21 protein-coding genes are annotated in these 23350 nt (G+C 36.8%); 4 read left to right on the top strand and 17 right to left on the bottom strand.

The genetic code is table 11. From position 1 onward, the window contains the following. Positions 1-131: 131 nt before the first annotated feature. The 3 genes from IGI37_RS02975 to ahpC form a co-directional block, all read right to left on the bottom strand. A complete protein-coding gene (locus tag IGI37_RS02975; protein ID WP_438759915.1) occupies positions 132-779 on the bottom strand; it encodes a hypothetical protein in 648 nt (215 codons plus the stop codon). A 532-nt stretch (positions 780-1311) separates the two neighbouring features. Then, positions 1312-2847 (bottom strand): alkyl hydroperoxide reductase subunit F, encoded by a 1536-nt coding sequence (ahpF, locus tag IGI37_RS02970; protein ID WP_438759914.1) that lies wholly within the window; start codon positions 2845-2847, stop codon positions 1312-1314. Positions 2848-2859: 12 nt separating this feature from the next. After that, positions 2860-3423, bottom strand: coding sequence for an alkyl hydroperoxide reductase subunit C (gene ahpC, locus IGI37_RS02965; protein WP_438759913.1), 564 nt, complete (start codon positions 3421-3423; stop codon positions 2860-2862). Between the two features lie 288 nt (positions 3424-3711). On the opposite strand from ahpC, the gene IGI37_RS02960 reads away from it, so the two are divergent. Continuing rightward, positions 3712-4152, top strand: coding sequence for an acyl-CoA thioesterase (locus tag IGI37_RS02960; RefSeq protein ID WP_438759912.1), 441 nt, complete (start codon positions 3712-3714; stop codon positions 4150-4152). An 87-nt stretch (positions 4153-4239) separates the two neighbouring features. On the opposite strand, the gene IGI37_RS02955 is transcribed toward IGI37_RS02960, so the two are convergent. The 13 genes from IGI37_RS02955 to arfA all read right to left on the bottom strand — a co-directional run bounded on the left by IGI37_RS02955 (position 4240) and on the right by arfA (position 18022). Next, a complete protein-coding gene (locus IGI37_RS02955; protein WP_438759911.1) occupies positions 4240-6246 on the bottom strand; it encodes an FtsX-like permease family protein in 2007 nt (668 codons plus the stop codon). Between the two features lie 3 nt (positions 6247-6249). After that, positions 6250-7008, bottom strand: a complete 759-nt coding sequence (locus IGI37_RS02950; RefSeq protein WP_438759910.1) for an ABC transporter ATP-binding protein — start codon at positions 7006-7008, stop codon at positions 6250-6252. Between the two features lie 284 nt (positions 7009-7292). After that, positions 7293-8312 carry a sensor histidine kinase gene (locus tag IGI37_RS02945; protein WP_438759909.1) on the bottom strand — a complete coding sequence of 340 codons (1020 nt, stop codon included), beginning with the start codon at positions 8310-8312 and terminating at the stop codon, positions 7293-7295. Continuing rightward, positions 8299-8991, bottom strand: a complete 693-nt coding sequence (locus IGI37_RS02940) for a response regulator transcription factor (RefSeq protein WP_438759908.1) — start codon at positions 8989-8991, stop codon at positions 8299-8301. The genes IGI37_RS02945 and IGI37_RS02940 overlap by 14 nt, the downstream gene beginning before the upstream one ends. A gap of 100 nt (positions 8992-9091) precedes the next feature. Then, entirely contained in the window at positions 9092-9496 is a 405-nt protein-coding gene (locus tag IGI37_RS02935) for an HIRAN domain-containing protein (protein ID WP_438759907.1), read from the bottom strand. Between the two features lie 173 nt (positions 9497-9669). Beyond that, a complete protein-coding gene (locus IGI37_RS02930; RefSeq protein ID WP_438759906.1) occupies positions 9670-10167 on the bottom strand; it encodes a DUF1456 family protein in 498 nt (165 codons plus the stop codon). A gap of 191 nt (positions 10168-10358) precedes the next feature. Beyond that, entirely contained in the window at positions 10359-11297 is a 939-nt protein-coding gene (locus IGI37_RS02925; protein WP_438759904.1) for a serine hydrolase, read from the bottom strand. 14 nt (positions 11298-11311) lie between these two features. Beyond that, on the bottom strand, positions 11312-12031 hold the full coding sequence (locus IGI37_RS02920) for a hypothetical protein (protein WP_438759903.1): 720 nt from the start codon (positions 12029-12031) through the stop codon (positions 11312-11314). 245 nt (positions 12032-12276) lie between these two features. Beyond that, positions 12277-12912, bottom strand: a complete 636-nt coding sequence (locus tag IGI37_RS02915; RefSeq protein ID WP_438759902.1) for an NAD(P)H-binding protein — start codon at positions 12910-12912, stop codon at positions 12277-12279. Between the two features lie 195 nt (positions 12913-13107). Then, positions 13108-13956 carry a carbohydrate ABC transporter permease gene (locus IGI37_RS02910; protein ID WP_438759901.1) on the bottom strand — a complete coding sequence of 283 codons (849 nt, stop codon included), beginning with the start codon at positions 13954-13956 and terminating at the stop codon, positions 13108-13110. A 15-nt stretch (positions 13957-13971) separates the two neighbouring features. Beyond that, complete coding sequence (locus IGI37_RS02905) at positions 13972-14862, bottom strand: carbohydrate ABC transporter permease (protein WP_438759900.1); 891 nt, start codon at positions 14860-14862, stop codon at positions 13972-13974. Between the two features lie 348 nt (positions 14863-15210). Further along, positions 15211-16476, bottom strand: a complete 1266-nt coding sequence (locus IGI37_RS02900; RefSeq protein ID WP_438759898.1) for an ABC transporter substrate-binding protein — start codon at positions 16474-16476, stop codon at positions 15211-15213. Between the two features lie 46 nt (positions 16477-16522). Beyond that, positions 16523-18022 carry an arabinosylfuranosidase ArfA gene (arfA, locus tag IGI37_RS02895; RefSeq protein ID WP_438759896.1) on the bottom strand — a complete coding sequence of 500 codons (1500 nt, stop codon included), beginning with the start codon at positions 18020-18022 and terminating at the stop codon, positions 16523-16525. A 129-nt stretch (positions 18023-18151) separates the two neighbouring features. Between arfA and IGI37_RS02890 the strand changes: the two genes are divergently transcribed. The 3 genes from IGI37_RS02890 (at position 18152) to IGI37_RS02880 (ending at position 20774) form a co-directional block, all read left to right on the top strand. Then, positions 18152-19033: a helix-turn-helix transcriptional regulator gene (locus IGI37_RS02890; protein ID WP_438759895.1), complete on the top strand. Its 882-nt coding sequence runs from the start codon at positions 18152-18154 to the stop codon at positions 19031-19033. 158 nt (positions 19034-19191) lie between these two features. Continuing rightward, complete coding sequence (locus tag IGI37_RS02885; RefSeq protein ID WP_438759894.1) at positions 19192-19875, top strand: helix-turn-helix domain-containing protein; 684 nt, start codon at positions 19192-19194, stop codon at positions 19873-19875. Next, positions 19866-20774 carry an IS3 family transposase gene (locus IGI37_RS02880; protein WP_438759892.1) on the top strand — a complete coding sequence of 303 codons (909 nt, stop codon included), beginning with the start codon at positions 19866-19868 and terminating at the stop codon, positions 20772-20774. Before IGI37_RS02885 ends, IGI37_RS02880 begins: the two co-directional genes overlap by 10 nt. Before the next feature lie 201 nt (positions 20775-20975). Here IGI37_RS02880 and IGI37_RS02875 read toward each other — a convergent pair whose 3' ends face one another. Beyond that, the gene (locus tag IGI37_RS02875) at positions 20976-23285 is read right to left on the bottom strand and encodes a hypothetical protein (protein ID WP_438759891.1); all 2310 of its coding nucleotides are present in this window, start codon (positions 23283-23285) and stop codon (positions 20976-20978) included. Positions 23286-23350: the final 65 nt, after the last annotated feature.

Below are 23350 nucleotides of genomic sequence, written 5' to 3'. Positions count from 1 at the left end.
GCTTGAAGCATGGGCGGCTACCTGTGTTTCTTTTATTTTAACTAAAAAAGCGTATGAAATGAACGATTTTTCATCATTTCACACGCTTTTTTGTTAGAGACTTATGTCACAGTCCCTTTTAGATGGAGAGTTTATAGATTGAGCGCACCACGAGCAATTTCTTGGTGTTGATTATTATAAGCCACAATTGTAAGTACAGGGCTACCTACTTTTAACTCATGGTAAAGATCATTAGAAACTGTACAACTGAAAGTTCCGTCTGTTGCGATGTCAAACATTTCTCCCGTGAATGCATAACCATCAACAGAAACTTCTAAACTCTTTGTCCCCTCAGGTACTGTTCCTGTAAGTATGCCTTTGGAAGATTGATAAGAGATTTTGTCAATTTTTGATCCTTCTTGTGTTTTGGCCAAAGGAAGACGACCCAAAATTGTATGATTACGATTATAAGCTACAACTTGGTATTTATCTCCTTGAGTAACAATGTCAGTAGCCGTTTTTTTATCTACAAGAATTCGATAAGAGCCGTCCCCGCGTAGAGTAATAGAAGCATCCGCTACTTTTATATCGTTTTTTGTAAGAACAATATCGGCTACATCTTGAAAATATTCACCCCAAAAAACTGTTGTTCCAGATTGATAGTCATCTAAAGTGATGGCTGTAGTTTCGCTACTTGTCGAAGTAGGGACCACTGCTGCTTCAACTTTTGGCGAATTGCCTAAGATTCCAAAAGCAAGCATCATCCCACCAATTAAAATTGTTTTTGCAAGTTTGTTCATATTTGTTCCTCCGTTATATAAAAAGTACATTAATCACCTATTAATGCCTGTTTTCTATTGTAATGGAAGACTAACGTTATTTTTTATCAATATTTTAATGGAAGAATGAATTTTTTTGGAAACTAGATGAAACGCCTAATCTTCCAAAGGCTTGAACAGTGATATTGGCGTAACCTCTACAAAAATCATTTACTTTTATATTTCTTGTAGAAGCTCTTTCTCGATTAATTCCAAAAAAAGTTACTGTTCACAGCTAAATTAAGAAAGCGACACTCGTATATCAAATTTTTTTAGCCCAAACCTCTTTGAACAAAGCCCAAAAGTATCAAAAAACACATATTTCACTTTAATGGTTAAAGAATATGCTTCCCAGCAGAAATCTAACAAGGCAATGAGTCGTACATTTCCTCCTATTAGTTTGATGCTATCCCTTATTTATGGAAATAAAACTGACACATCACCACAGTAAAGGCCCGAAAAGCTGTCTCGGATTACACGAGGGACAACTTATTCGGGCTCTATTCTTTCATATTTAGCTATTTCGCATCATATAATCAAAGGCACCTAGTGCAGCAGTTGCACCTGACCCCATTGATATAATGATTTGTTTATAGGCACTATCTGTACAATCGCCAGCAGCAAACACACCTGGCAGATTGGTTGCTCCTTTTTTATCAACCATAATTTCACCGAATCGATTACATTCAATCGTTTCTTTCGCCCATTCCGTGTTTGGAACTAGGCCAATCAAAATGAAGACACCTTCTAATTCAAGATGTGTTTCTTCATTTGTTTCACGATCAACATAAGTGATACCATTTACTTTACTATCACCTGTAATCTCTTTGGTTTGAACATTTTTAAGAACAGTGACATTTGGTAATGAAGCCAAACGCTCTTGAAGAACACTATCTGCTTTCAATTCTGGCATGAATTCTAAGACCGTTACGTGTTTTACTACGCCAGCTAAATCAATTGCTGCTTCAATCCCAGAATTTCCGCCACCGATTACAGCAACTTCTTTTCCAGCAAATAAAGGACCATCACAATGCGGGCAGTAAGCAACACCTTTGTTCTTAAATTCTGCCTCACCAGGAACGCCTACATTACGCCAACGTGCACCCGTTGCTAGAATCGCTGTTTTGGTTTTTAGAACAGCACCGTTTTCCAAGGTTACTTCGACTAAGTCTTTTTTCTCAATCGCTTTTGCTCGTTGCAGCTTCATCACGTCAACATTGTACTCATTCACATGCTCTTCAATAGAAGCAATCAGTTTGGGGCCTTCTGTATACTTGGTACCAATTACATTTTCGATACCCAAAGTTTCCATCACTTGACCACCAAACTTTTCTGCAACAATCCCTGTACGGATTCCTTTACGGGCTGCATAAATTGCAGCACTCGCCCCAGCAGGTCCTCCACCAACGACTAATACGTCGAAAGGTTCTTTATCAGAAAATTCTTCTGCATTAACATCTGAGCCTTCTAGTTGTTGTAAAATTTCTTCTAAAGAGCTACGTCCACTCGCGAAAAATTCTCCATCTAGGAACACAGCTGGTACAGCCATAATTTCTTTTTCTTCAACTTCCTCTTTGAAAAAGCCCCCGTCAATCATTGTATGACTAATATTTGGATTTAAGACACTCATAATATTCAAGGCTTGAACAACATCTGGACAGTTATGACAAGTCAAGCTGATATAAGATTCAAAGTGATACGTTTTTGAAATATTCTTGATACGAGTAGCAATTGCCTCATCAATTTTCGGCGCGCGACCACTCACTTGTAGTAAAGCTAAAACTAACGAGTTAAATTCATGACCTAAAGGAATCCCGGCAAAAACAATTCCTTTATCCTCATCTTCTGTATTAACACTAAAGCTTGGCGTTCTAGAAAGAGCACTTTTTGCCACACGAATCTTGGGAGTCATCGCTGCCAACTCTTCAACAAAGGCTAACATTTCTTTGCCGTTTTGACTGTCGTCTACACTGGCTGTTAAGACAAGATCTTTTTCTAATAGCTCAAGATATTGAGCCAATTGATTTTTAATATCTGCTTCTAAGACCATTCGTTCTCCTCCTTAAATCTTTCCGACAAGATCTAAGCTAGGTTTTAATGTTTCCGCGCCTTCTTTCCATTTAGCAGGACAAACTTCACCTGGATGGCTGCGAACATATTGTGCCGCTTTAATTTTATCAACTAGAATGCTGGCGTCACGGCCAATTCCGTCTGCATTAATCTCAACACTTTGAACAATTCCATCTGGATCAATAATAAACGTTCCGCGTTGAGCCAACCCTTCTTCCTCATCTAAAACGTCAAAGATTTGAGTGATTTTGTGGTTAGGGTCGCCAATCATGATATATTCAATCTTACCAATAGCGTCTGAATGGTCATGCCATGCCTTATGAGTAAAATGTGTATCTGTAGAAACTGAGTAAACCTCCACGCCTAACTCTTTTAACGCTGGATATTGTTCTTGTAAATCTTCTAATTCAGTTGGGCAAACAAATGTGAAATCCGCTGGGTAGAAGCAGACAACACTCCAATGCCCCTTTAAATCTTCTGAATGAATATCAATGAATTCACCCTTGTGGAATGCTTTTGCTGCAAATTCTTCAATTTCTTTACCAATTAATGACATCTATTTTTTCCTCCTAGATAATAAATATTCTATTTAAAAACTCTACTAAAATTATTACTTTTATTTACAAAAATGTCAACTGTTTTTTATAATTAGTTTAAATAAGTTATTGACTCATCCTTATTAAAACAAATATAAGAACTTAGTGTTCTCAATTATGCAAACCATCACGATTCTCAATTATGATTTCTTATTGAGAATCAAATTCATTTCAGTTTTTTCTATCGCTTGCTTTCTTTTTCAATTCTCGTTATGCTTATTTTTAGAAAATGAAACGGAGCATTTGTTATGACAAAATCAACTTATTCTGGCTATATCAGAACCCCTCACTATTATGAAACAGATCAGATGGGAATTGTTCACCATTCCAACTATATTCGCTGGTTTGAAGAAGCGCGTGTTCAGCTACTGGACTATCTAGACTGTAGCTACAAAGAAATTGAAGAGGCCGGCATTATTATTCCCGTGTTAGATGTCTCTTGCCAATATAAAGGAATGATTCACTTTGGTGACACCATTCGCATCGATATCTCCATTCACTCGTATACAGGTACGCGATTGACCTTTGATTACACGATTTATCCGGCTGAGGGTACGACTATTTTGACTACTGGAACGAGTAGCCACTGCTTTTTATCTGCTGAAACCAAACGTTTAATTCGTTTGAAAAAAACACATCCTGAGATTCATCAAATCTTCGAAGACTATTATGAACAAACCGCTAACTAATACGCAGCACTAAAAAGTTAGCTGATAATAAAAAAGAAATCAACCTGCGAGTGGTTGATTTCTTTTTTATTAATTTGTTTTCCCCGCCTACTTGCGTTCAACAATTCGGTAATACACTTTTGATGTAAATAGATAAACAAGCAGGTAGCAAGTGGCAAACACTACAACAGAAATGACGGTTACAAGAGTAATCAAATGATTATCGGTTAAACCAAACAACACGAGAATTTTGCGAATAATCGGTAAAGCAAAAGCTAAGTGAACAGCAGCCAAAGCAATTGGAAATAGGAAAACCATCAAAATTTGACTAACAATCGTTTGCCGAACTTCTTTGTGACTCATTCCAACTTTCTGCATAATTTCAAAACGTTTCGCATCGCCATACCCTTCAGAAATCTGTTTGTAATAGATAATTAAGGCCGTTGCCATCGTAAAACTCAAACCAAAGATTAGCCCAATAAATAAAAAGCCGCCCACAAACGCATCTGTTTCAATTCTATCGGCATCGATGGAAGATACTTGCGCATACGTCCGATTTGGTGAAGCTAGCTCTTCCTGCTTGTGTTTCTGGTTCAGTTGTTTTGCGTCTTCCTCCAGAGCACGGATAAATTTCAACCGATTCTCCTTGGTCCCTTGAATATTCCCGGTCATTTCTGACTGAAGCCGAATCGTCTTTTCATACTTATCAGGCATCTCAATTTCTTTAAGTAATTGATTCGTTACATCAGAATTTGCCGTCACCACCAAATAAAATTGAGAAGCTGCAGTGATACTTGGCAAAAAGTTAACTTGCTTGACATATTGTTTTATCGTTACAGTTTTGTTTTGAAAATGAATAACATCCCCTGAGAACTCTTCCACAGCACCATAGACCAATACTTGATCCTCAGAAAGAGTTTCTGATTTTCCTGTTAAACGAATATACTCCTCTAAAGGCATGAACTGAATCAGTGAGAAGGCGGCAAAATTGATTCCCTCGTCTTTCATCGGAGTGAGTGTATTGTTGTTTCTTATTGCGCCTACACTATTGGGCATCTCTAAATAAAAGCTTTCTGTTATCTCCACTCGATTTTCTTCTGCTAGTTTTTCAATCGTCTCTTGAATTTCAGGTGATTTTTCTTGAACTCTAAATGAGATGTCAAAAGGATTGCGTTCTCTTAAAACATTTTCTTTGCCAAAATACAGTCCCGCTGTTGACGAAACCGTCACTAAAACCATCGTACAAAGAATACAGATGCTCGCAAGACCCGCACCGTTTTGTTTCATTCGATAAATCATTCCTGAGACATTCACAAAATGTTTAGGATGGTAGTAATATTTTTTGCGACCTCTCAAGAATTTAAGGAACGTCACACTTCCAGAAATTGCTAGTAAATATGTCCCTATAATAACAAATATAATCGCTAAAAAGAACACGGAAATAGCCTCGATAGGAGATTTTATGGTTAGGGACAGGTAATAACCTACACCTAATGAGACAAGACCGATGATTGTTAAAAACCATTTTGACTCAGGTTCTTTCTCTCCTATTTGTCCGCCATGTAATAATTCAATCGGATTTGTTTTTAAGACCTGCACGAAATTATAAACAAAAAGAACAAAAAATATCCCTAAAAATAAAAGCAATACGGCCATAAACATCTTAAATGAAAGCTGGAACGTAAAATCCTCACCAAATCCCGTCATTTTTTTCATTACCAAAAATAAAAATTTAGAGAAAATTGAGCCACTAATCATTCCAGCAATCAACGCCAGTAACATACTCATGCACGTTTCTACGAATAACATAACGCCCAGCGAACCTTTTCCCATACCTAAAATATTATATAAGCCTAGCTCTTTTTTTCGTTGCTTAATCAAAAAACTATTGGTATAAAAGGCAAAGATTAGAGAGAAAATCATCACCACATAATTTCCAAACCCAAAGGTACTGATAACTGCCATCGCTTTGGGGATTGTCTGCATCCCTTCATTACCAACCATCACTTGCATCAATAAATTTAAAACGACTAAGAAAATCATAGAAAGTAAGAACGGCACATAGGTCGTCTTATTTTTCTTCAGATTATTCCAGCCTAATTTAAAATAAAACATCTGCTAGACCTCCTTTGTCAAAAGAACCGTCATCGTATCATTAATGTTTATTAGAAACTCTTGGTTGTTCTGCTGTCCACGATAGAGTTGATGAAACACCTGACCATCTTTTATGAAAAGGACACGATTGGCATGGCTAGCAGCTAACGCACTGTGAGTCACCATAAAAATCGTTTGACCTTGTTGATTCACATCCTCAAATAATTTGAGAAGTGCATCTGCCGAACGAGAATCTAGCGCACCTGTTGGTTCATCGGCTAAAACTAAATCTGGATTTGTAATTAAAGCACGTGCTACAGCCACTCGTTGCTTCTGTCCACCAGAAATCTCATAAGGATATTTATCCAACAAATCTGCAATCTTTAAGGACTCTGCTAACGGCAGTAATCGTGCCGTCATCTCTTTGACATTGACTTTTGATAAGACAAGCGGTAAAAAGATATTATCTCGCACGCTAAAGGTATCTAACAAGTTGAAATCTTGAAAAACAAACCCCAAATGCTCTCGTCGAAACTGAGCCAGTTTGCTCTCAGGAATCTTACTTAAGTCCTGTGTTTCTAACAAGACTTCCCCTTTTGTTGCTTTATCCAATGTTGCCAAAATATTCAACAGACTACTTTTCCCTGATCCTGATTCTCCCATAATTGCGATATATTCACCTTTTTCAACACTAAAATTGACGTCTTTTAACGCTTCAACTTGTGTCGCTTGGTGACGACTACTATAAATTTTCTGAACATGATTGACACTTAAAAATGGCATAATTTTTTCCTCCTTCGTTTCTTCTCCTTTAGTCTACTAAGAACTTCGACTACTCGCCACCAACAGTTCTACTACAGAACCTTACATTTCTGTAGGCTTGTCGTTTTTTGTTGTAAAAAAGGCAAAAAAAAGAATGGACCGCACACCTTAGCCATCCTCATTCGGTTGAGAAAGATAGGGTACGGTCACAGTTTATCCAAGGTTGGTACGAAAGAGTTGCTTTTGTATCCACCGTTTATCCAAGGTTGGTACAAAAGCGTTCAGCTCCGAGAAGAAAGAGGAAATTACTCTAAGCCACCATTATTCTCCGGTTGACTAGCCTGCTCCCAACCAAATTTGACCTGCGTTCCCTCTCCAACCTCAGAAGTTATACTCATTTCAAGTCCTAACCTATTCGCAATTTCTTTACTCATATACAGACCTAAACCAGTTGCTTTTTGATTGCCTCGCCCATTAAGACCGGTATAGCCTTTTTCAAACACCCGAGGAATATCTTCTGGAAGAATCCCTTGACCCGTATCGCAAATCACAAATGTCTGTGGTTCCTCACTCTTAATCGTAATCTGTCCATTCTTCGTGTATTTGATTCCATTAAAAATAATTTGTTCCAGAATAAAACTCAGCCACTTCTCATCAGTCACAAGTTGAATACCCTCGATACGCAAGTCAATGCCCAAATCTTTGGCAATAAAAAAGGGCGCAAACTTTTTAATAATCGGCTTGACCACTTGATCCAAAGAAACCTCTTTAAACACAAAATCATTTTCCATCGACTGAATGCGCAAATATTGGAGCATCATGTCCAAATACTGTTCCATTTTGAAAATTTCGTTTTTTAATTCTTTTTTCCGAGGACTATCCTCAAGTTGAATCATTAAATCTAATGCTACTAAAGGCGTCTTAATTTGATGGCTCCACATCGCATAATAATTCATTAATTCTTTTTGTTGATGTGTCATTTGATAAGAGATTTGGCTCATCTCTTTTGAAAGCTTTTCTAAAAGGGCATAATAATCTGCTTCTAATAACCTGCCTTTTGGCAACTCATCTAGCGATTCAATTTGCCAACTTTTTTGTATCAGTCTCTGTAGTCTAGTATGCTTATACCAATCAACCGTAACCTTCACGATAAATAAACAAAGAATAATCGGAAAAGTGAATAGAATCGCATCTTGATAGATTTCCCAGGAAAGATTATGTAAATAAAATGTCACCGCAATCAACCCTATCACAAAAAAATAAAGTAGAAGTTGCCAGCTGTACTCGCGGAGAAGATATAAAATATATCGCTTATTTTGCTTCATTTGACTCTACCAATACATATCCTTTACCTTTTATTGTTTGAATAACGGAAGGAACGCCTTGGTCAGAAAGCTTTTTGCGTAGACGGGCCACATTCACTGTCAAGGTATTCTTGCTGATAAATTCTTCACTTTCCCATAACTTTTCCATGATAACTTCTTTTGAAACAGATTTTTCTGGCGTCGCAAATAACAAAGCCAAAATTTTGGTTTCATTTGGAGTAAGAGGCAGAATCTGCTCGCCATAAAGCAGCTGATTTTCAGCTAAAAGTAAGGACCATTCCTTATAGGTAACCTGTTGCTCTGGTTCATTAAACGTGTAGGTTCTTCTCAGGACAGCTTGAACTTTAGCTACCAGAATATCTAAATCAAATGGTTTACTAATAAAATCATCACCACCAATATTGACCGCCATGACAATATTCATTTTATCGTTCGCAGAAGAAAGAAAAATCGTTGGCACATTGGAAACTTTCCGAATTTCTTCACACCAATGATACCCATTAAAATAAGGCAAACCAATATCCATCAATACTAAGTCTGGCTGAATCGCTTCAAATTCTTCCATTACTAATTGAAAATTTTCTACACAGTGAACTGCAAAGCCCCATTTTTCTAGTGCCGCGGACACAGTTTGTCGAATCATCTCATCATCTTCAACTAAATATATTTTGTTATGCATGAAAGCTCCTCCTTTTCATAGTAAATGACTGTTAATGAATTATTTTACTGACTTCATTTACGCTCAAATTTTTTATTGCTTCTGACATTTAAAGATTTCCCTACTCTTCTTCAGCGAGCCTACGATAGAAATCAGTCATTTCTTTAAACTCTTTTGAGTCGGTAATTGTAATCTCTGTATGCGTGATTAGTTTTTTATCTGGGTAGACGCGCGCAATAATTTTTGTTTGCGTAATAAAACGCGGGATAACAACACACTCCGTTGGCAACAAGTCATAAATTCTTCCTGCGCTTAAACAGCCTCTTGCTATTGTATGCGGACTATTGGCAACATAACCGACCTTGCCAATCACAGGCGCCGTAACGGCAATTGCTTCTTCGTCAAACGAATTGTCTGGCTCCTTAACAAGCGATAAAAAGTTCCCTATTTGAAATGGTTTTATGCCAAAATAATGATGTGTTCCTGTAATTGTTATATATAAATCATGATCTACAAATGATTCCATGAAATTTCCACCTTTCTCAGTGAGATTACTTATTATTTTATCATAGCTTGTCATGGAAGCTAGGTGAATCTTGCAAAAAGATGGTCTCTAAACAATATTGGCCCTCACAGAGCCTATTTATAAAGTCAAAAGAGACCTACACATGCAGTCGCCCACACAGTCAGGTCTCTTAATTAGTCTTCTCGATAACGAATAGTTAATCCTTTTAAGAAGTTTCTAGCATAACGGTCTCCGCACGCTACATAGTTTCGGTGTCCTTCTTTACGCAAAATGGCGCTAATTTCACTTGGTGAAGCATAAACCTCTGCCAAACGTAAGACATCCAAAATATCGTCGCTGGTCATCGATAAGGCAATCCGAACTTTTTTCAAAAGAACATTATTGACGCTAGCCTGATTCGTTATTTGAAACGGATTCGGTGGAGTCGTTCCTGGTTTAACTTTTTGTTTGCCGCGTTTAAACGTGATAAACCCATTTAAAAATGTTTCTAATGTCTTCGCATCACAGACTGTATCTCTAGGCAGATCATCATCAGCCGGCTGTTTGGTTAATAGCTCAGCCAATCTTGTTTGATCAATTTTCATACCACCTAATTCAAAAATCTGGATCATTTCTTGATTTTTCAAATCCAGCGCATAACGTAAACGGATTAAAATATCATTATTATTCATTGTATCCTCCCATTGCTTATTCTTTTTTGGAAAAAAGCAAACGATTGGTCATCATTCTTCTGATACAATTCCTTTCAAAAAAAAGTCCGACTATCAGAACCCATTTTACCACAATCGCTGAACTGAAAAAAGACCGTTTCCTTAAGCAAAGTCATTAGAAAATGACCTCGCACAGGGAAACGGATAATAAATTATTTCTCCAAGTCAGGATAAGATTGCGTCATTAATTGATAAATTTGATCTGAAAGACTCGAAAGTTCTGCTTCAGCATTCGGTAATCCCTTTGAATAAACGGTCAGTATATATGGATGCTCTGTGTCGAAGAAACCAATATCATGGACGCCATTATCAACAGAACCGATTTTGTGAGCCAAGAAATCACTTGTTTGGTTTGTTGCTAGTCGAATTGGGAAATCTGTTTGTTTTAACCATTCCATAATCTTTATGTAGACCGGATTAGCCTCATAATTTTCATGAAGATGGAGCAACAAATCCCGCGCTTGGTTGGCCGTTAACTGGTTACCATTAACATTTAAGTCAGGTAGATAATTGTCACGAAACTGTTTACGCGCCTCTTCTCGATCACCAACCTCTCTATACAGCATGTTTGTCGCAATATTATCTGAATAGACGAGCATATAATTCATTAACAGTTCAACTGAATAACTTTTTTCGATTTCATGATTGATAATATAACCTGTCCCATCTTCATAGTCGTCGGCAGTATAATAAAGTTGCGTATCTAAAGAAAGTTCCCCTTCTTGAATTTTATCCGCAATTAGTAGCGCCAAAGCGACTTTCGAGGTACTTGCTGCTTTAAATTCCGTGTCACCATTTAGCGAAAGCTCACGACTAGTTGTCACATCATAAAAACTAATTCCGATTGCTTCACTTTTTAATGATTTTTTTTGATCAATTAGTGTCTGAATCTGTTGATAAAATGCTTCCATCTTCTGATTATTTCGTTCTTGCAGAGCTTGTTGTGCTTTCTCGTGTTGAAGCTGTTGTGCTTTCTGCTCTTTGGCCTGGACATCTTTCCCAAACCTATTTAGCCCAACTAGAGCAAACAGAAGCGCCACTATTACACTTATACAAATAATAATGTTCAGTTGTTTGTTCTTTGTATTCATGATTACTCCCTATCTTAATATAACAAAAATGTACCCAAAAAAAGTAAACTGCTAATGATTAATTGTTTATAATCTGTATATTGATATCGTTTATAGAAAACAAACCCACAGCCAATAACAAGGAAAAGCACTACTCCCTGAATCAACCCTTTATTCACTACTTGTAGCATCATTAACCCTAGCGTAGCACCTATTAAAGATAGACCTCTTTCGTTGTTTTTTTCCAGACGAATAGAGACATCTTGGGAAATCCCTTTAACCAAGTAGATAAATACACAGGCTGGAATAAATTTCCATAAGTATGCACTATCGATGGTAAAAGGCATCTTCAAAGCGACTAATAATGGAAACAATCCACCTACAAAAAAACTCTCCATGACAATATGTAGCCAATCTGTTTCCAAATTTAATTTTGGAATGAATAATAAAAACTGATACAGCTCAATCAATAGAAAGAGAAAAAAATAGGTCATTATTCGATAATTCCCCATAAAAAACCATAGAGGAAAGACTAAAATCAGTTTGATTGCATATAGTGCAAGAGGCAGTCTCTTCCCTTTATCTACAAGCCTTTGAAGAGTTTCAAAAAAGAAAAATTGTAAAAACAAGTAACACGCCACTAAAAATACATTCCCTAACAGACTCAATTTTCCAAGTTGTTGTAACTTCAAGCCAACCCAAATAGAAAAAAAGACCTGTATAGAGGGAAATAAGAAAATACCTATTCGCTTCATATATCTATTCTCTATCAAAAAACCACCAAACCATTTCTCATTTTTCACGACAAATTGTAACCGTGCTTACAAAAAACTCTATTAAGTATTATAACCCATGTGTTTTATTGGTCAAGGCTGTTTTTTAGATAACAAACATATTCATCGTACAGAAATCAAAAATGACCCAACTCTCTCTCAAATGGAGGAGGTTGAGTCAGATAAATATAAAGCATACAAATCATAGCCCAGTTACTCTATTATTTTTAACTGTCCGTTTGCATGTAGGAGTGGTCAATTCGTTTTACTAACTCACTAGCAAATTCATCCACTCGCTTCGGCTGCATCTTTTTAAAAAAGAAGCGAAACATAGGTACTTTTTTTACCAGAATAATCCCTTTAGCGAGCCAATACTGGTGGCGTCGATTATAAAGTAAACTCGGTCTAAAGATTAGAACATTCTCTATCATCTGCTGAATGCTGACCTCTGCTTGCCTTTTCCAATATAGATACTCCTTAAAAACAGGAATCCCATGGGCAGCTGAAAGATAAACAAATTGTCTAGCTCCATTTTGTTTACAAACCGTAGCTAAGTTGATGGCGACTTCATAGTGCATTTTTTTATACGTGATTCCTTGATTCACCTTTTGATAGAAGATTCCAATTGCATCAATTACAATATCCTCACGCTTCACATACTGAGCCCAAGTGTCCACTTGAAAGACATCCGCTGAGACCCAAGTGACTCCTTTATCAGATAAGTTTGTTCCTTGCGGTTTTCCTCGCCTTGAAATACTCACAATGGCATCTATTGTGTTGGGGTTATCCATCCATTTATTTTGAAGTGCATGGATAATCGCTTGACCAACAAATCCGCTGCCACCAAAAATAACTACACGCATGAACGCACACCTCGCTTTGTACTATTATCATACGTGAATTGTTGATAAGAATAAAGTCATAGGGATTAAAAAAAGGTTGGGACGAAAGTGTTTAACTCCAAGACTGTGCAACATCAACTCATGCTTCGTTGAGTTTTACAGCAATAAGATAACGTCCTTTCTGTTCCCAACCTCTTCAAATTTACTCCTATATTATTAATCCTTCATTCCAGATGTCTTAATTCCAGCAACTAAATGCCTAGATGCAAACATATAAAGGATCATTGGAGGAATCGCCATAATCATGGCAAATGCCATTTGTAGATTCCATGCCGTTTGATTTTGCCCACCTTCTAACTTAAATGCTGTCAAAGCCCCCAATGTCAGTGGCTTTAAGTTCTCTGAATCAATAAAAATAAGTGGTTGGAAAAGCTCATTCCACCAGAATATTGCAGATAAAACGCCTACTGTAATAAAAATTGGTTTCGCTAAGGGGGCAATCACTTTAGTGAACACCTGAATTTTACTACAACCATCTAACATTGCAGATTCATCAATACTTCTAGGTATAGTCATAAAAAATTGTCGAAATAAAAACACATTATATGGAAAGGCAAAAAAACTTGGGACAATCATCGGTAAGAAGCTATCTAACCAGCCAAAAGATCTAAAAAGTAAAAATTGAGGGATTACTAGAGTTACTGTTGGAACCATCATCGTTGCTAAGATAAACCCGAAAATTATTCCTCGACCTTTAAATTCCATTCGTGCTAGTGGGTAGGCAACAATCGAACTAGAAATCAGTGTCCCTGCAGTATTTCCAATGACTAAAATCACACTATTTTTCAAGTAATTAAGAGCATCACTTTTTTGGAGAACTTCAAGATAATTCTGCCATTGCGGATTAGATGGAAATATTTCAGGCGGAAATTGACTAATTCCATTCAACGTTTTCAACGAATTAGAGAATATCCAAAAGATTGGAAAAAACATAAGAACAGCAAAAAATACTAATATAAGATACTGAATAATTTTCATTCCTTTTGAATCGTAATTATTCTTCATAAATAATTCTCCCTTCTATCCATAATTCACCTTACTATCTGACAGTTTAAATTGAATAAGTGAGACTACTGCGACAATGATAAACATAATGAAAGCAAGCGTCGAAGCTGTTCCCATATCAAACTGCTTAAAGGCCTTATCATAGATTAATAAACTTAGAACCTTTGTTGCATTTCCAGGCCCTCCACCGGTTAGCGGATACAATAAAGTGAAGGCCCCATTAAATGAGTTCACAGTAGCGACAACTGTATTAAATAATAGTATTGGTGAAATTGAAGGAAGGGTAACATTCTTGAATCTCTGCCAAGCATTTGCGCCATCAAGATGAGCCGCCTCATATAGTTCAACTGGGACTTCTTTTAAACTCGAGTTAAAGATCAACATCATCTGACCCGTAGAAAAAGTAAATATACTTGCAATTCCAACAACTACCCAAACAAGTTGAGGATTCCCCAACCAATTAGGTCCATCAATTCCAAATTTAGAAAGAAAATAGTTAACAATACCTAATTGATTGTTAAACATAAGGATAAAACAACTGGTCATAACAACTGACGGCATAACAGCCGGTACAAAATAAAAAAATTGAAAAATCCCAATTAGTTTTACTTTGAAGTTTAAAAGAACTGCTAAAAACAAAGAAGCACTTACCGTAACAATCACATTTAATAACGTAAATAAAAATGTGATTTTAAGCGTGTTAAAAAAATCTGAGTTGCCTGAAAATAATTGCTGATAGTTTTGTAATCCTACAAATTTTGGATCCCCTAACAAGTTCCACTTGGTCATGCTAAGTAAAAAAGATAACAAAATTGGACCACCTGTAAACAAAATAAAGCCTATGATCCATGGTGATAGAAAACCATAAGCAGTTACTGTATCTTTTAATCCTTGCCTATTTTTCATAAAATCCCCTCTTTATCTGCATAATAGCTCCTTTATTTACAAAACAAATAACTTATTTATTGATGTCTATGCTTAGTCTTTTATAGAAGTAGTGAATTGGTCCAGTTCACCTAATCGCCTCGCGCCTATCATCCCTGCTAGTGCTATTAAAGGAAGTGAAACGAAGCATTTCACCACTATTGCACTGGGCTTATCATTCTACTAATAAGCCTGGATAAGTAGAACTGGCAACTAGATAGCCTTACAAAAGTGGGACTGACAAAGTAGTTGGGACCAATAACCAAAAAGTTATGTCCCACACTCTTGTGGCTGTCCCACAGTTTTAACTGGCCAACGCTATTGAATGCTTTATTGGTTGTCTTCTATTTCTTGATTTGCATTTGGAATATATTTATCAAAAATATCGTCTAATGGCGTTGTCCCTAATATATACGCATCAAATTGATTGACTAGATTTGTTGTAGTAGATGCATTTACTAATACATAGCCAAATTCACCTTCTTGACCGGCACGTTCAATCGCTTCCCAGTTGGATGGACCATTTTTCCCAGAGTTTTTATACGCGCCCTGTTCAGCTATCGTTTTTAATGCTGAAGGATTGTTCCCCCACTTAGAATTTAATGTCTGCCCTTTTTCACTCATCATGAACTCAATAAATTTCCAAGCTTCATCTTTATGTTCACTCTTAGAATTAATCGTGTAAAACCCTGTATGAAGTGAATTGTACGCACGTTCTCCCTTAGGTAATGTTTCGATGTCCCATTTGAAATCAACGTCTTTATATTGTCCTGTCATCCAGCTGCCTGTGCGTGTCATGGCTGCTTGCCCTGAAGCAAATAAATCGGCAACTGAATCTCCTGCTGAAGGCTCTGGACTTACTTTTAGCGAATTGGTTAACTTATCTTGATAAGCCAAAGCATCTTTCAACCCACTACCTAACACAAGCTTTCCATCTTTGACCACTTCATCTCCACCTTGGCCGGCAAGTGACCACCATACCCCTCGAAATGTGAGTGCATCTGCTCCCCATTGAGTTGTTGTTTTCCCATCTTTAATCGTGAGCTTTTCAGCAGCTTTTTCAAAATCATCCCAAGTCCAGTCTTTTGTTGGATAGTCTACTCCTGCAACATCAAACATGTCTTTATTGTAGAATAAAATTTCTGATGCATACGCCCAAGGTAATCCGTAGTTTCCACCAGTTTGCTCACTTAGCTTACTAACAGCTGGGATAAAATCATCTACATCGATTTTTTTTGTTTCTTTCAAATAATCGTCTAACGATATAACCGATCCAGTTTCTGCAAACTTAGGTAAATCTGTTTCAAATGAGAGGATTACATCTGGTGCAGTTCCCCCAACCAACATTTGATTTATTTTTTGTGAGTAATCAGAATCCGGAATTTGAACGAGCTCTATTTCGATATTAGGATATTCTTTGTTAAATTCTTCAACGATATTATCGGGAAATTTATCCCAAGCTGAAAAACGAATTTTTACTTTATCGTTAGAAGATGCGCTGTCAGAACTTTCATCTTTTCCGCTTGCTCCACATCCAGCCAATAACAATACACTCGAAAAAGTGATGAGACTACTCAAAATAATTTTTTTAAACATATGTCTAATTTCCTCTTTTCTTTTGTATTTGTACTGAACAGTTTGTTCAGTTGTATCCGATACGAATCATATTCCAAGAAAGCGGTTGTAATTTAGCGAATGCTTTTTCTTCAAATAAATCGACAGCCCCTCCATCTCTTGGCCTTACATCTCCTTGTTTACCTGTATTTGTTTGCTTAAGATCAAAGCCATATAATGAACTAAATTCTTTTACATCTGTGAGTGTATATCCGTCTAAATCTAGTGCCAAATCAATAGCTTCGTCTACTGAGCGGTTCACAGCAAAAATAATTAACTCTTTTCGTTCACAATTATCGACGAGAACATTTTCGAGATAAGGAACACCCTTAAACTCTTTTGTGTGATAGGTTTGAGATTCTGTTTTTGAAACAAGTACATGACCTCTCCCATATGCTGAAACTTGCTGGAATGGATAATAGGTTGTTTGCTTCCAACAATCTCCTCCATCTTCGGTCACGATTGGTGCAATTACGTTCACTAGCTGTGCCAGACAAGCTATTTTTACACGATTACTATTTTTAAGTAGAGTAATCAGTAAGCAACCAATGACTAGTGCATCTTCAAAATTGTAAACATCTTCTAACAACGGCCTAGCCTTCTGCCATTTTTTAATCTTATTATCAGATTCTAATGTGTGATACCATATGTTCCATTCATCAAAAGAGAGATTTATTTGTTTTGTACTTCTTTTTTTTGCTTGAATAGAATCACAAATAGCCACTACTCCTTTAATGAATCGGTCCATATCTAAAGATTTCGCCAAATAATTTTCAATCTCATTGTCAGAATTCCCATAATACATATGCAAAGATAAGTAATCTACATGCTCATACGTGTGTTCTAGCACCGTTTGCTCCCATGAACCAAAAGTAGGCATCGTGCTAATGGAGCTGCCACAAACTACTAGTTCAATAGATTCATCAACCAGCTTCATAACTTTTGCTGCTTCACAAGCTAATCTTCCATATTCTTCTGCAGTTTTTGCACCAATTTGCCAAGGACCATCCATTTCGTTTCCTAAACACCATGTTTTTATTCCAAACGGCGTCTTTTTTCCATGCGCTCTTCGCAAATCACTATAGTATGTGCCATTAGAAAAGTTACAATATTCCACTAGGTTTCTAGCCGCATCAATTCCTCTAGTCCCTAGATTAACGCCCATCATCACTTCTGATTGAACTTGATTAGACCAGTTCAAAAATTCATGCAGACCAACTTCATTTGTCTCGATTGTCTGCCAAGCTAAATCAAGTCTAGTAGGTCTCTCTTCAACAGGACCGATACCATCTTCCCAGTTATATCCTGACAGAAAATTACCACCAGGGTATCGAATGATTGGTACTTGTAACGCCTTCACTAACTCTTTGACATCTTCTCTAAAACCATAACTATCTGACATATGATTATTTGGTTCATAGATTCCTCCATATACCGCCCTCCCCATATGTTCGATAAATGATCCATAAATCCGGTTATCAATGCTACTAAATAAATCTCCTTTATTTGTCAGTATTTTCGCCTTCACAAAATCCCTCCTTACAGACTTGAGTTTGCTTTTCTCTACTGATTTGATTATATTATATAGTGTAATCGCTTTTATTTTTTATAGAGATTCAACTATTATTTATAAAATTTCACACTAAAGGAGATAATCATGGAGACAAATAACATTCTCTCATTAATAGCTCCTCCCTTCCCAACCTTTGTAGAGGGGAACTATACTGAATATTCGACTGGACAAGTCCATCCAAATCGGAGCGGGCTTCCCTATTTTGACGTTATCTTCGTCGTTAAGGGCAGTCTCTATCTGACCGAACAATCACAAGATTATGTGATTTCTGAGGATGAAATGCTCATTTTGGAGCCCTTTAAACACCATTATCCAACCAAACCATGCGATTCAAAAACTGAATTTTTTTGGATTCATTTTCACTATGATGGAATTTGGGAAAGCTCGCCTTACCCTATTCAATTAACTTCCAGTGTCATTATGCCTGACCTTCATTTCCATAACGAAGACTATACAATACACTTAAAAAAGTTTCAGAAATTATCTGATTCTAAATACATTTATGCACTACTGAAACGCTTGCTTTTGGGAACAAAGGAAGAAAAGAAATCTATTGTCTTTTGGGATAACCAAAAGAGGTTCTCTCAACTTTTGAAATCATTAGAAGAACAAAGCTATTCTAAGACTGGCGCAATTGAACTAGCAGAAAATATAGAACTTTTTATCAAAGAAAATTATGCGCAACCAATTACTAACTCTTCTCTATCAAAAGTATTCCACTTCCACGAAAACTATTTAATTCGGTGTATGAAACAAGTCTTTCAATGCACCCCTTTAGAGTACCTTGCAAATTATCGGTTAGAGAAGGCTTCTAGTTACTTGATTAAGACGAATTTATCGGTTAATGATATTTCTATAAAATGTGGCTACCAAAGTCCAGCCTATTTTTCTTTATGTTTTAAACGGCGATTCTCAATTCCACCACTCCACTATAGAAAATCACATACAGGAATTGAGTACCCTTAAATTTCTCCTTTAAAAAGTAGAGGTTGGTGCAGGAGTGTAGATGAAGTTACTTCTGTGCCCACCGTTTATTCGGATAAAAATAGAGGTTGAGACATAATGATATGCTACCCCTATACAGGACAGTGAAACATAATAAGTCCAGTATGGGGGTATTTATTATGACTAAAAGATTGATGAAGCTAAAAGTAGAAGAGCGTGTGAAACTAGTAGAAAGCTGTCTAAACAATGAACTAAGTCTTTCAGAGGCAGCGAGAGAAGGAAATGTTTCTTTGCCTACCATTGTCAGATGGTTGAGACTTTATGAAAATGATGGAGGAACAGCCCTATTGACTGCGCCCAAGAATAGGCACTATTCAGTAGCGTTAAAATTATCCGCCACCATAGATTATCTCAATGGAAAAGGAAGTTACGAGGAATTAGCCAAAACATACAAACTTAGAAGTAGTAGCCAACTAAAAAAATGGGTACAGGTGTATAATACTCATGGAACCTTCAAATCAGAAAGTGGTGGAAGTTACATGAGAAAAGCAAGAGAAACCTCGACAGAAGAACGTTTAACCATCGTCTTAGACTGTCTAACACAAAACAAAAATTATGGTGCAATGGCTTTGAAATACCAAGTTTCTTATCAACAAGTGAGAAATTGGGTCAAAAGATATGAGGAGAAAGGTGCTGCTGGATTAGAAGATCGCAGAGGTCGCCGGATTGGCACACAACCTAGTCGAACACCGGAAGAAGAATTACGAAACCGTCTCGCACAATCAGAAAGTAAAAACCGACAACTTCAAATGGAAAATGACTTGTTAAAAAAAGTAAGGGAGTTAGAAAGGAAGTGGGAATAAGCTTTACCCGACACTTATTTGAGTATGAAGCTATCAAAAGCTTACACGAAGAGAAACATTATCCTATCCAACCAATGTGTGAATTTTTACACGTTTCACGTTCTGCCTACTATAAATGGTTGAAACATCCTGTAAGTCCCAGAGCCTATTTAAACACTGAGCTTTCCCAAGAAATCAGAAAAATATATGACGAACACCCTGACATGGGCTATCGTAGACTAGATGATGAAATTAGTACACGCTATCACCACAAGTTCAACGATAAAAGAATCTTGAGAATTTGCCGAGCTTTAGGGATTCAATCGACGATTAAACATTGGGCGAACAGTATCACACGTAGAGATAAGAGACCTTACCACACGGCAAAAAATGAGTTAAACCGGGATTTTCATGCCGACAAACCAAATGAAAAATGGTTGACAGATGTCTCTGAATTTAAGTATGACATAGGCGTAGAAGTTCATAAGGTTTATCTCAGTGCCATTCTCGACCTGTATGATCGTCGCATCGTGTCCTTCGTTATTAGTGACCGTAACGATAATCCGTTGGTCATGAACACTTTTGATCAGGCAATTGCACTAGAACCTCATGCGCATCCTTTGATGCACAGTGACCGCGGCTTTCAGTACACTAGCCAACAATTTTGTGTACGTTTAAAAAATACAGGAATGAAGCAGAGTATGTCTCGCGTAGCCCATTGTATCGACAACGGACCAATGGAAGGATTCTGGGGCATGATGAAACGAGAAAAATATTATGGGCACAAGTTTACCGGTCGTGAAAGTTTGATACAAATGATTTCAGCATACATAGACTACTACAACAACGGGAGATTACAACGGAATTTATCCGTTATGACACCGATGGCTTATCATCAACATTATTTGGAAGTAGCCTAGTATCCCTGCTTGTTTCGTGAGTGAAGTGGCTTTTGCTTCGCTCATGAAATGAGTAGGCAAGTGAAGCGGTAGCGCGACCAGCAATCGAAAGAAAAATCAGGAAAAGTCTGCCAAAAATGACAGACAATTGTTAAGAAACTTATTATTTTTCACTGTCTACTTGACGGGGAGCACACCATTCTGTCTCAGCCTCTATTTTGATTATTTTAAATTTATATAGGCAACAGAACCGTCCCCTTCTATCCTTTCAAGCTTACTTTCTTTTAAGATATATATATGTTTAGGATAAGGTGCCATACTCACAATTTTTATTCTCTCTTCCTCAAATATAATTGAGCAATTCACTCCTTGTAATCTTCTGTTTTTATCATAATAACAATATGCAGATTGCCCAAAGCACTCTAGGTAGGCGACCAGTTCCTCTCCCATATCCCAATCACTTGTTTGATTTGGTTCCTCTGAAAAAATTTTTGCAAATAGCCCACCATCCCTAGCAAACGTTTCTTGTCCAAAACGTTCTTTCGATAAATCTAATCGGTTATAATGCGGACTTGCTACTGCATAACTAGAAACAGCTTCCCCTATTTTTATCGGAGTTACAGCCGTTGCGCAAGTATCATAACAGTATAATACTCCAACAAAGGCTCGATAACTCGCCTCAAGATACAATGGATCTTTTAAAGTCAAGAATAAATCTAAGGCCGCTGCTGCAGTGATTCCCCCCCACAAGGAATGAATCATGTAGGCTAAAGCTTCCCACCACCTATCCGGATTTTGTGCTCGAAAATCATTACTAAATCCAATGTTTGCCAATACAAGTTCTCCATAACTCTTACATTCTTCTATATATCCTGCATTTGCTAGAGAGGCTGCAGCAGGACCAAACCCTGCATTGTCATAGTAATGTTCCGTCATTGCAGCAGGTAGACTTGTTTTTTCTTCAAGAATTTTAAACAAGTTATTTTCCCATAATTTTGCTAGTTTTTTATAGTCTCCAATTTTCTTTTCTTCAAGAACTTCCAGTAGTTCATTAATGTATAAGAAAAATACACCTAACATCTCGGACTCCTCTTTCTCTCTCATGTCCGTATGCAGTTCTGGGTTTATTCTTAAATCCACTACTTTGGAGGCCCACAATAAATAGGTCTCTGGTGTCTGCATCGTTAGCTGGCTTTCAGAAAATTGAGAGAGTAGAAAGAATAAGTGTCCGATATATTCAAAGTCCATTACACGATAAAAGTTTCCATAAACTTTTTTAGGTTGTTCAAAATCACCGTTTTCAAACCACTTTTGTTTAACATATAAATTCGCACTTTCTTCCACTTTAAAAACTTGTTCCTTATCCATTGTATCTATGAGGTTTTTTTTGAGTATCAGGCTCATTTTCCCAATCGATTCTCCCTGATTAGATAGTGGAAGGAAGGTTTTCTTCTCTTTATTATAGGCCGTCTCACATAAATAATTTACTCGATTTCTGACGACCGTCTTCAAATCATCCATTACATTTATAATCAATTGATCAGATGTCCCATTTAGAAAATGGATAACTATTTTATGCTCTCCTGCCTTCTCAAATACACCATTATATGTATTTGGTGTTAACATTTCTAGGGCTTTTTTAACAAGGTCATCTTTTTCTTTTGAAATAGATTCTACAAAATCGACTACGCCATTTTCAATTAAAATAGTAAATGTTTGATTGGTTTTTACCAGATATGGCGCATAGATTTTAGGGTGACCATACGCCACACTCTTTTCATAAAAGTCTTCTTGATCCTTTATCTCCTTTATTCCATACACCCACTCCAGTGTTTCTCCAGCAAGCAAAGTAAGCTGATTTTCTGTATATATCCAATCTTGTTCACTACTATGTTCACCTGACAAAATAAGCTGATGGAACATAACCCCGTCCAAAGAAGGAGAAACATCTTCTAGAAATTTATTACTAAAATCGCAATAAGACCCTACTGAATTTGTTTTTCCTTTTAACTGATATACACCTAGACTCGCTTCTTTACCGGTTCTTCTCATCACGGCTATTTTCGTAAAATCTGCTGATATAGATGGGAAGAGCGCAGCAGAGTGATAGACATTTCTTAAGACATTAGTATCCCTGTACATTGCATAAGCAAATGAGCTCCAGAAGCCAAAGTGCTGAAGTTTCACCTCTATATCCCTATTATTGATCACTCGTATCGTCCAAACCAGCTCTTCTTCTTTTGACAAATCATAAATAACTTCCACTTTATAAGAATCAAAATTGTAGTTAATTATATATTCTTTTTCTGTTTGTACAATCTTTGGTTGAACAGCCGAACTTTTATATAATCTATCCTCAATCACAAAATAAAAATGACCAAATAGTTTATCCTTTGAAAAAAAATTTGCTTCTTTAAGATAATCTTCTGTTAACACCCAATTCATTTTTTTTGAATCATTTCTCAAAATTAACTGATCAATAATTCCATTATTTGATATATTCAAGAAAAATTTTTTATTTTTTATACTCATCGTATACCTCCTCAATCAATAAGATTCTTACTTTAATCTTACCGAATAGGGGTAAAAATAATATA

It is taken from the genome of Enterococcus sp. AZ194, from assembly GCF_051713825.1.
GTDB lineage: Bacteria > Bacillota > Bacilli > Lactobacillales > Enterococcaceae > Enterococcus_K.
Note: the sequence above shows the minus strand (reverse complement) of the source record. Positions and strands in the feature narration are given on the sequence as shown.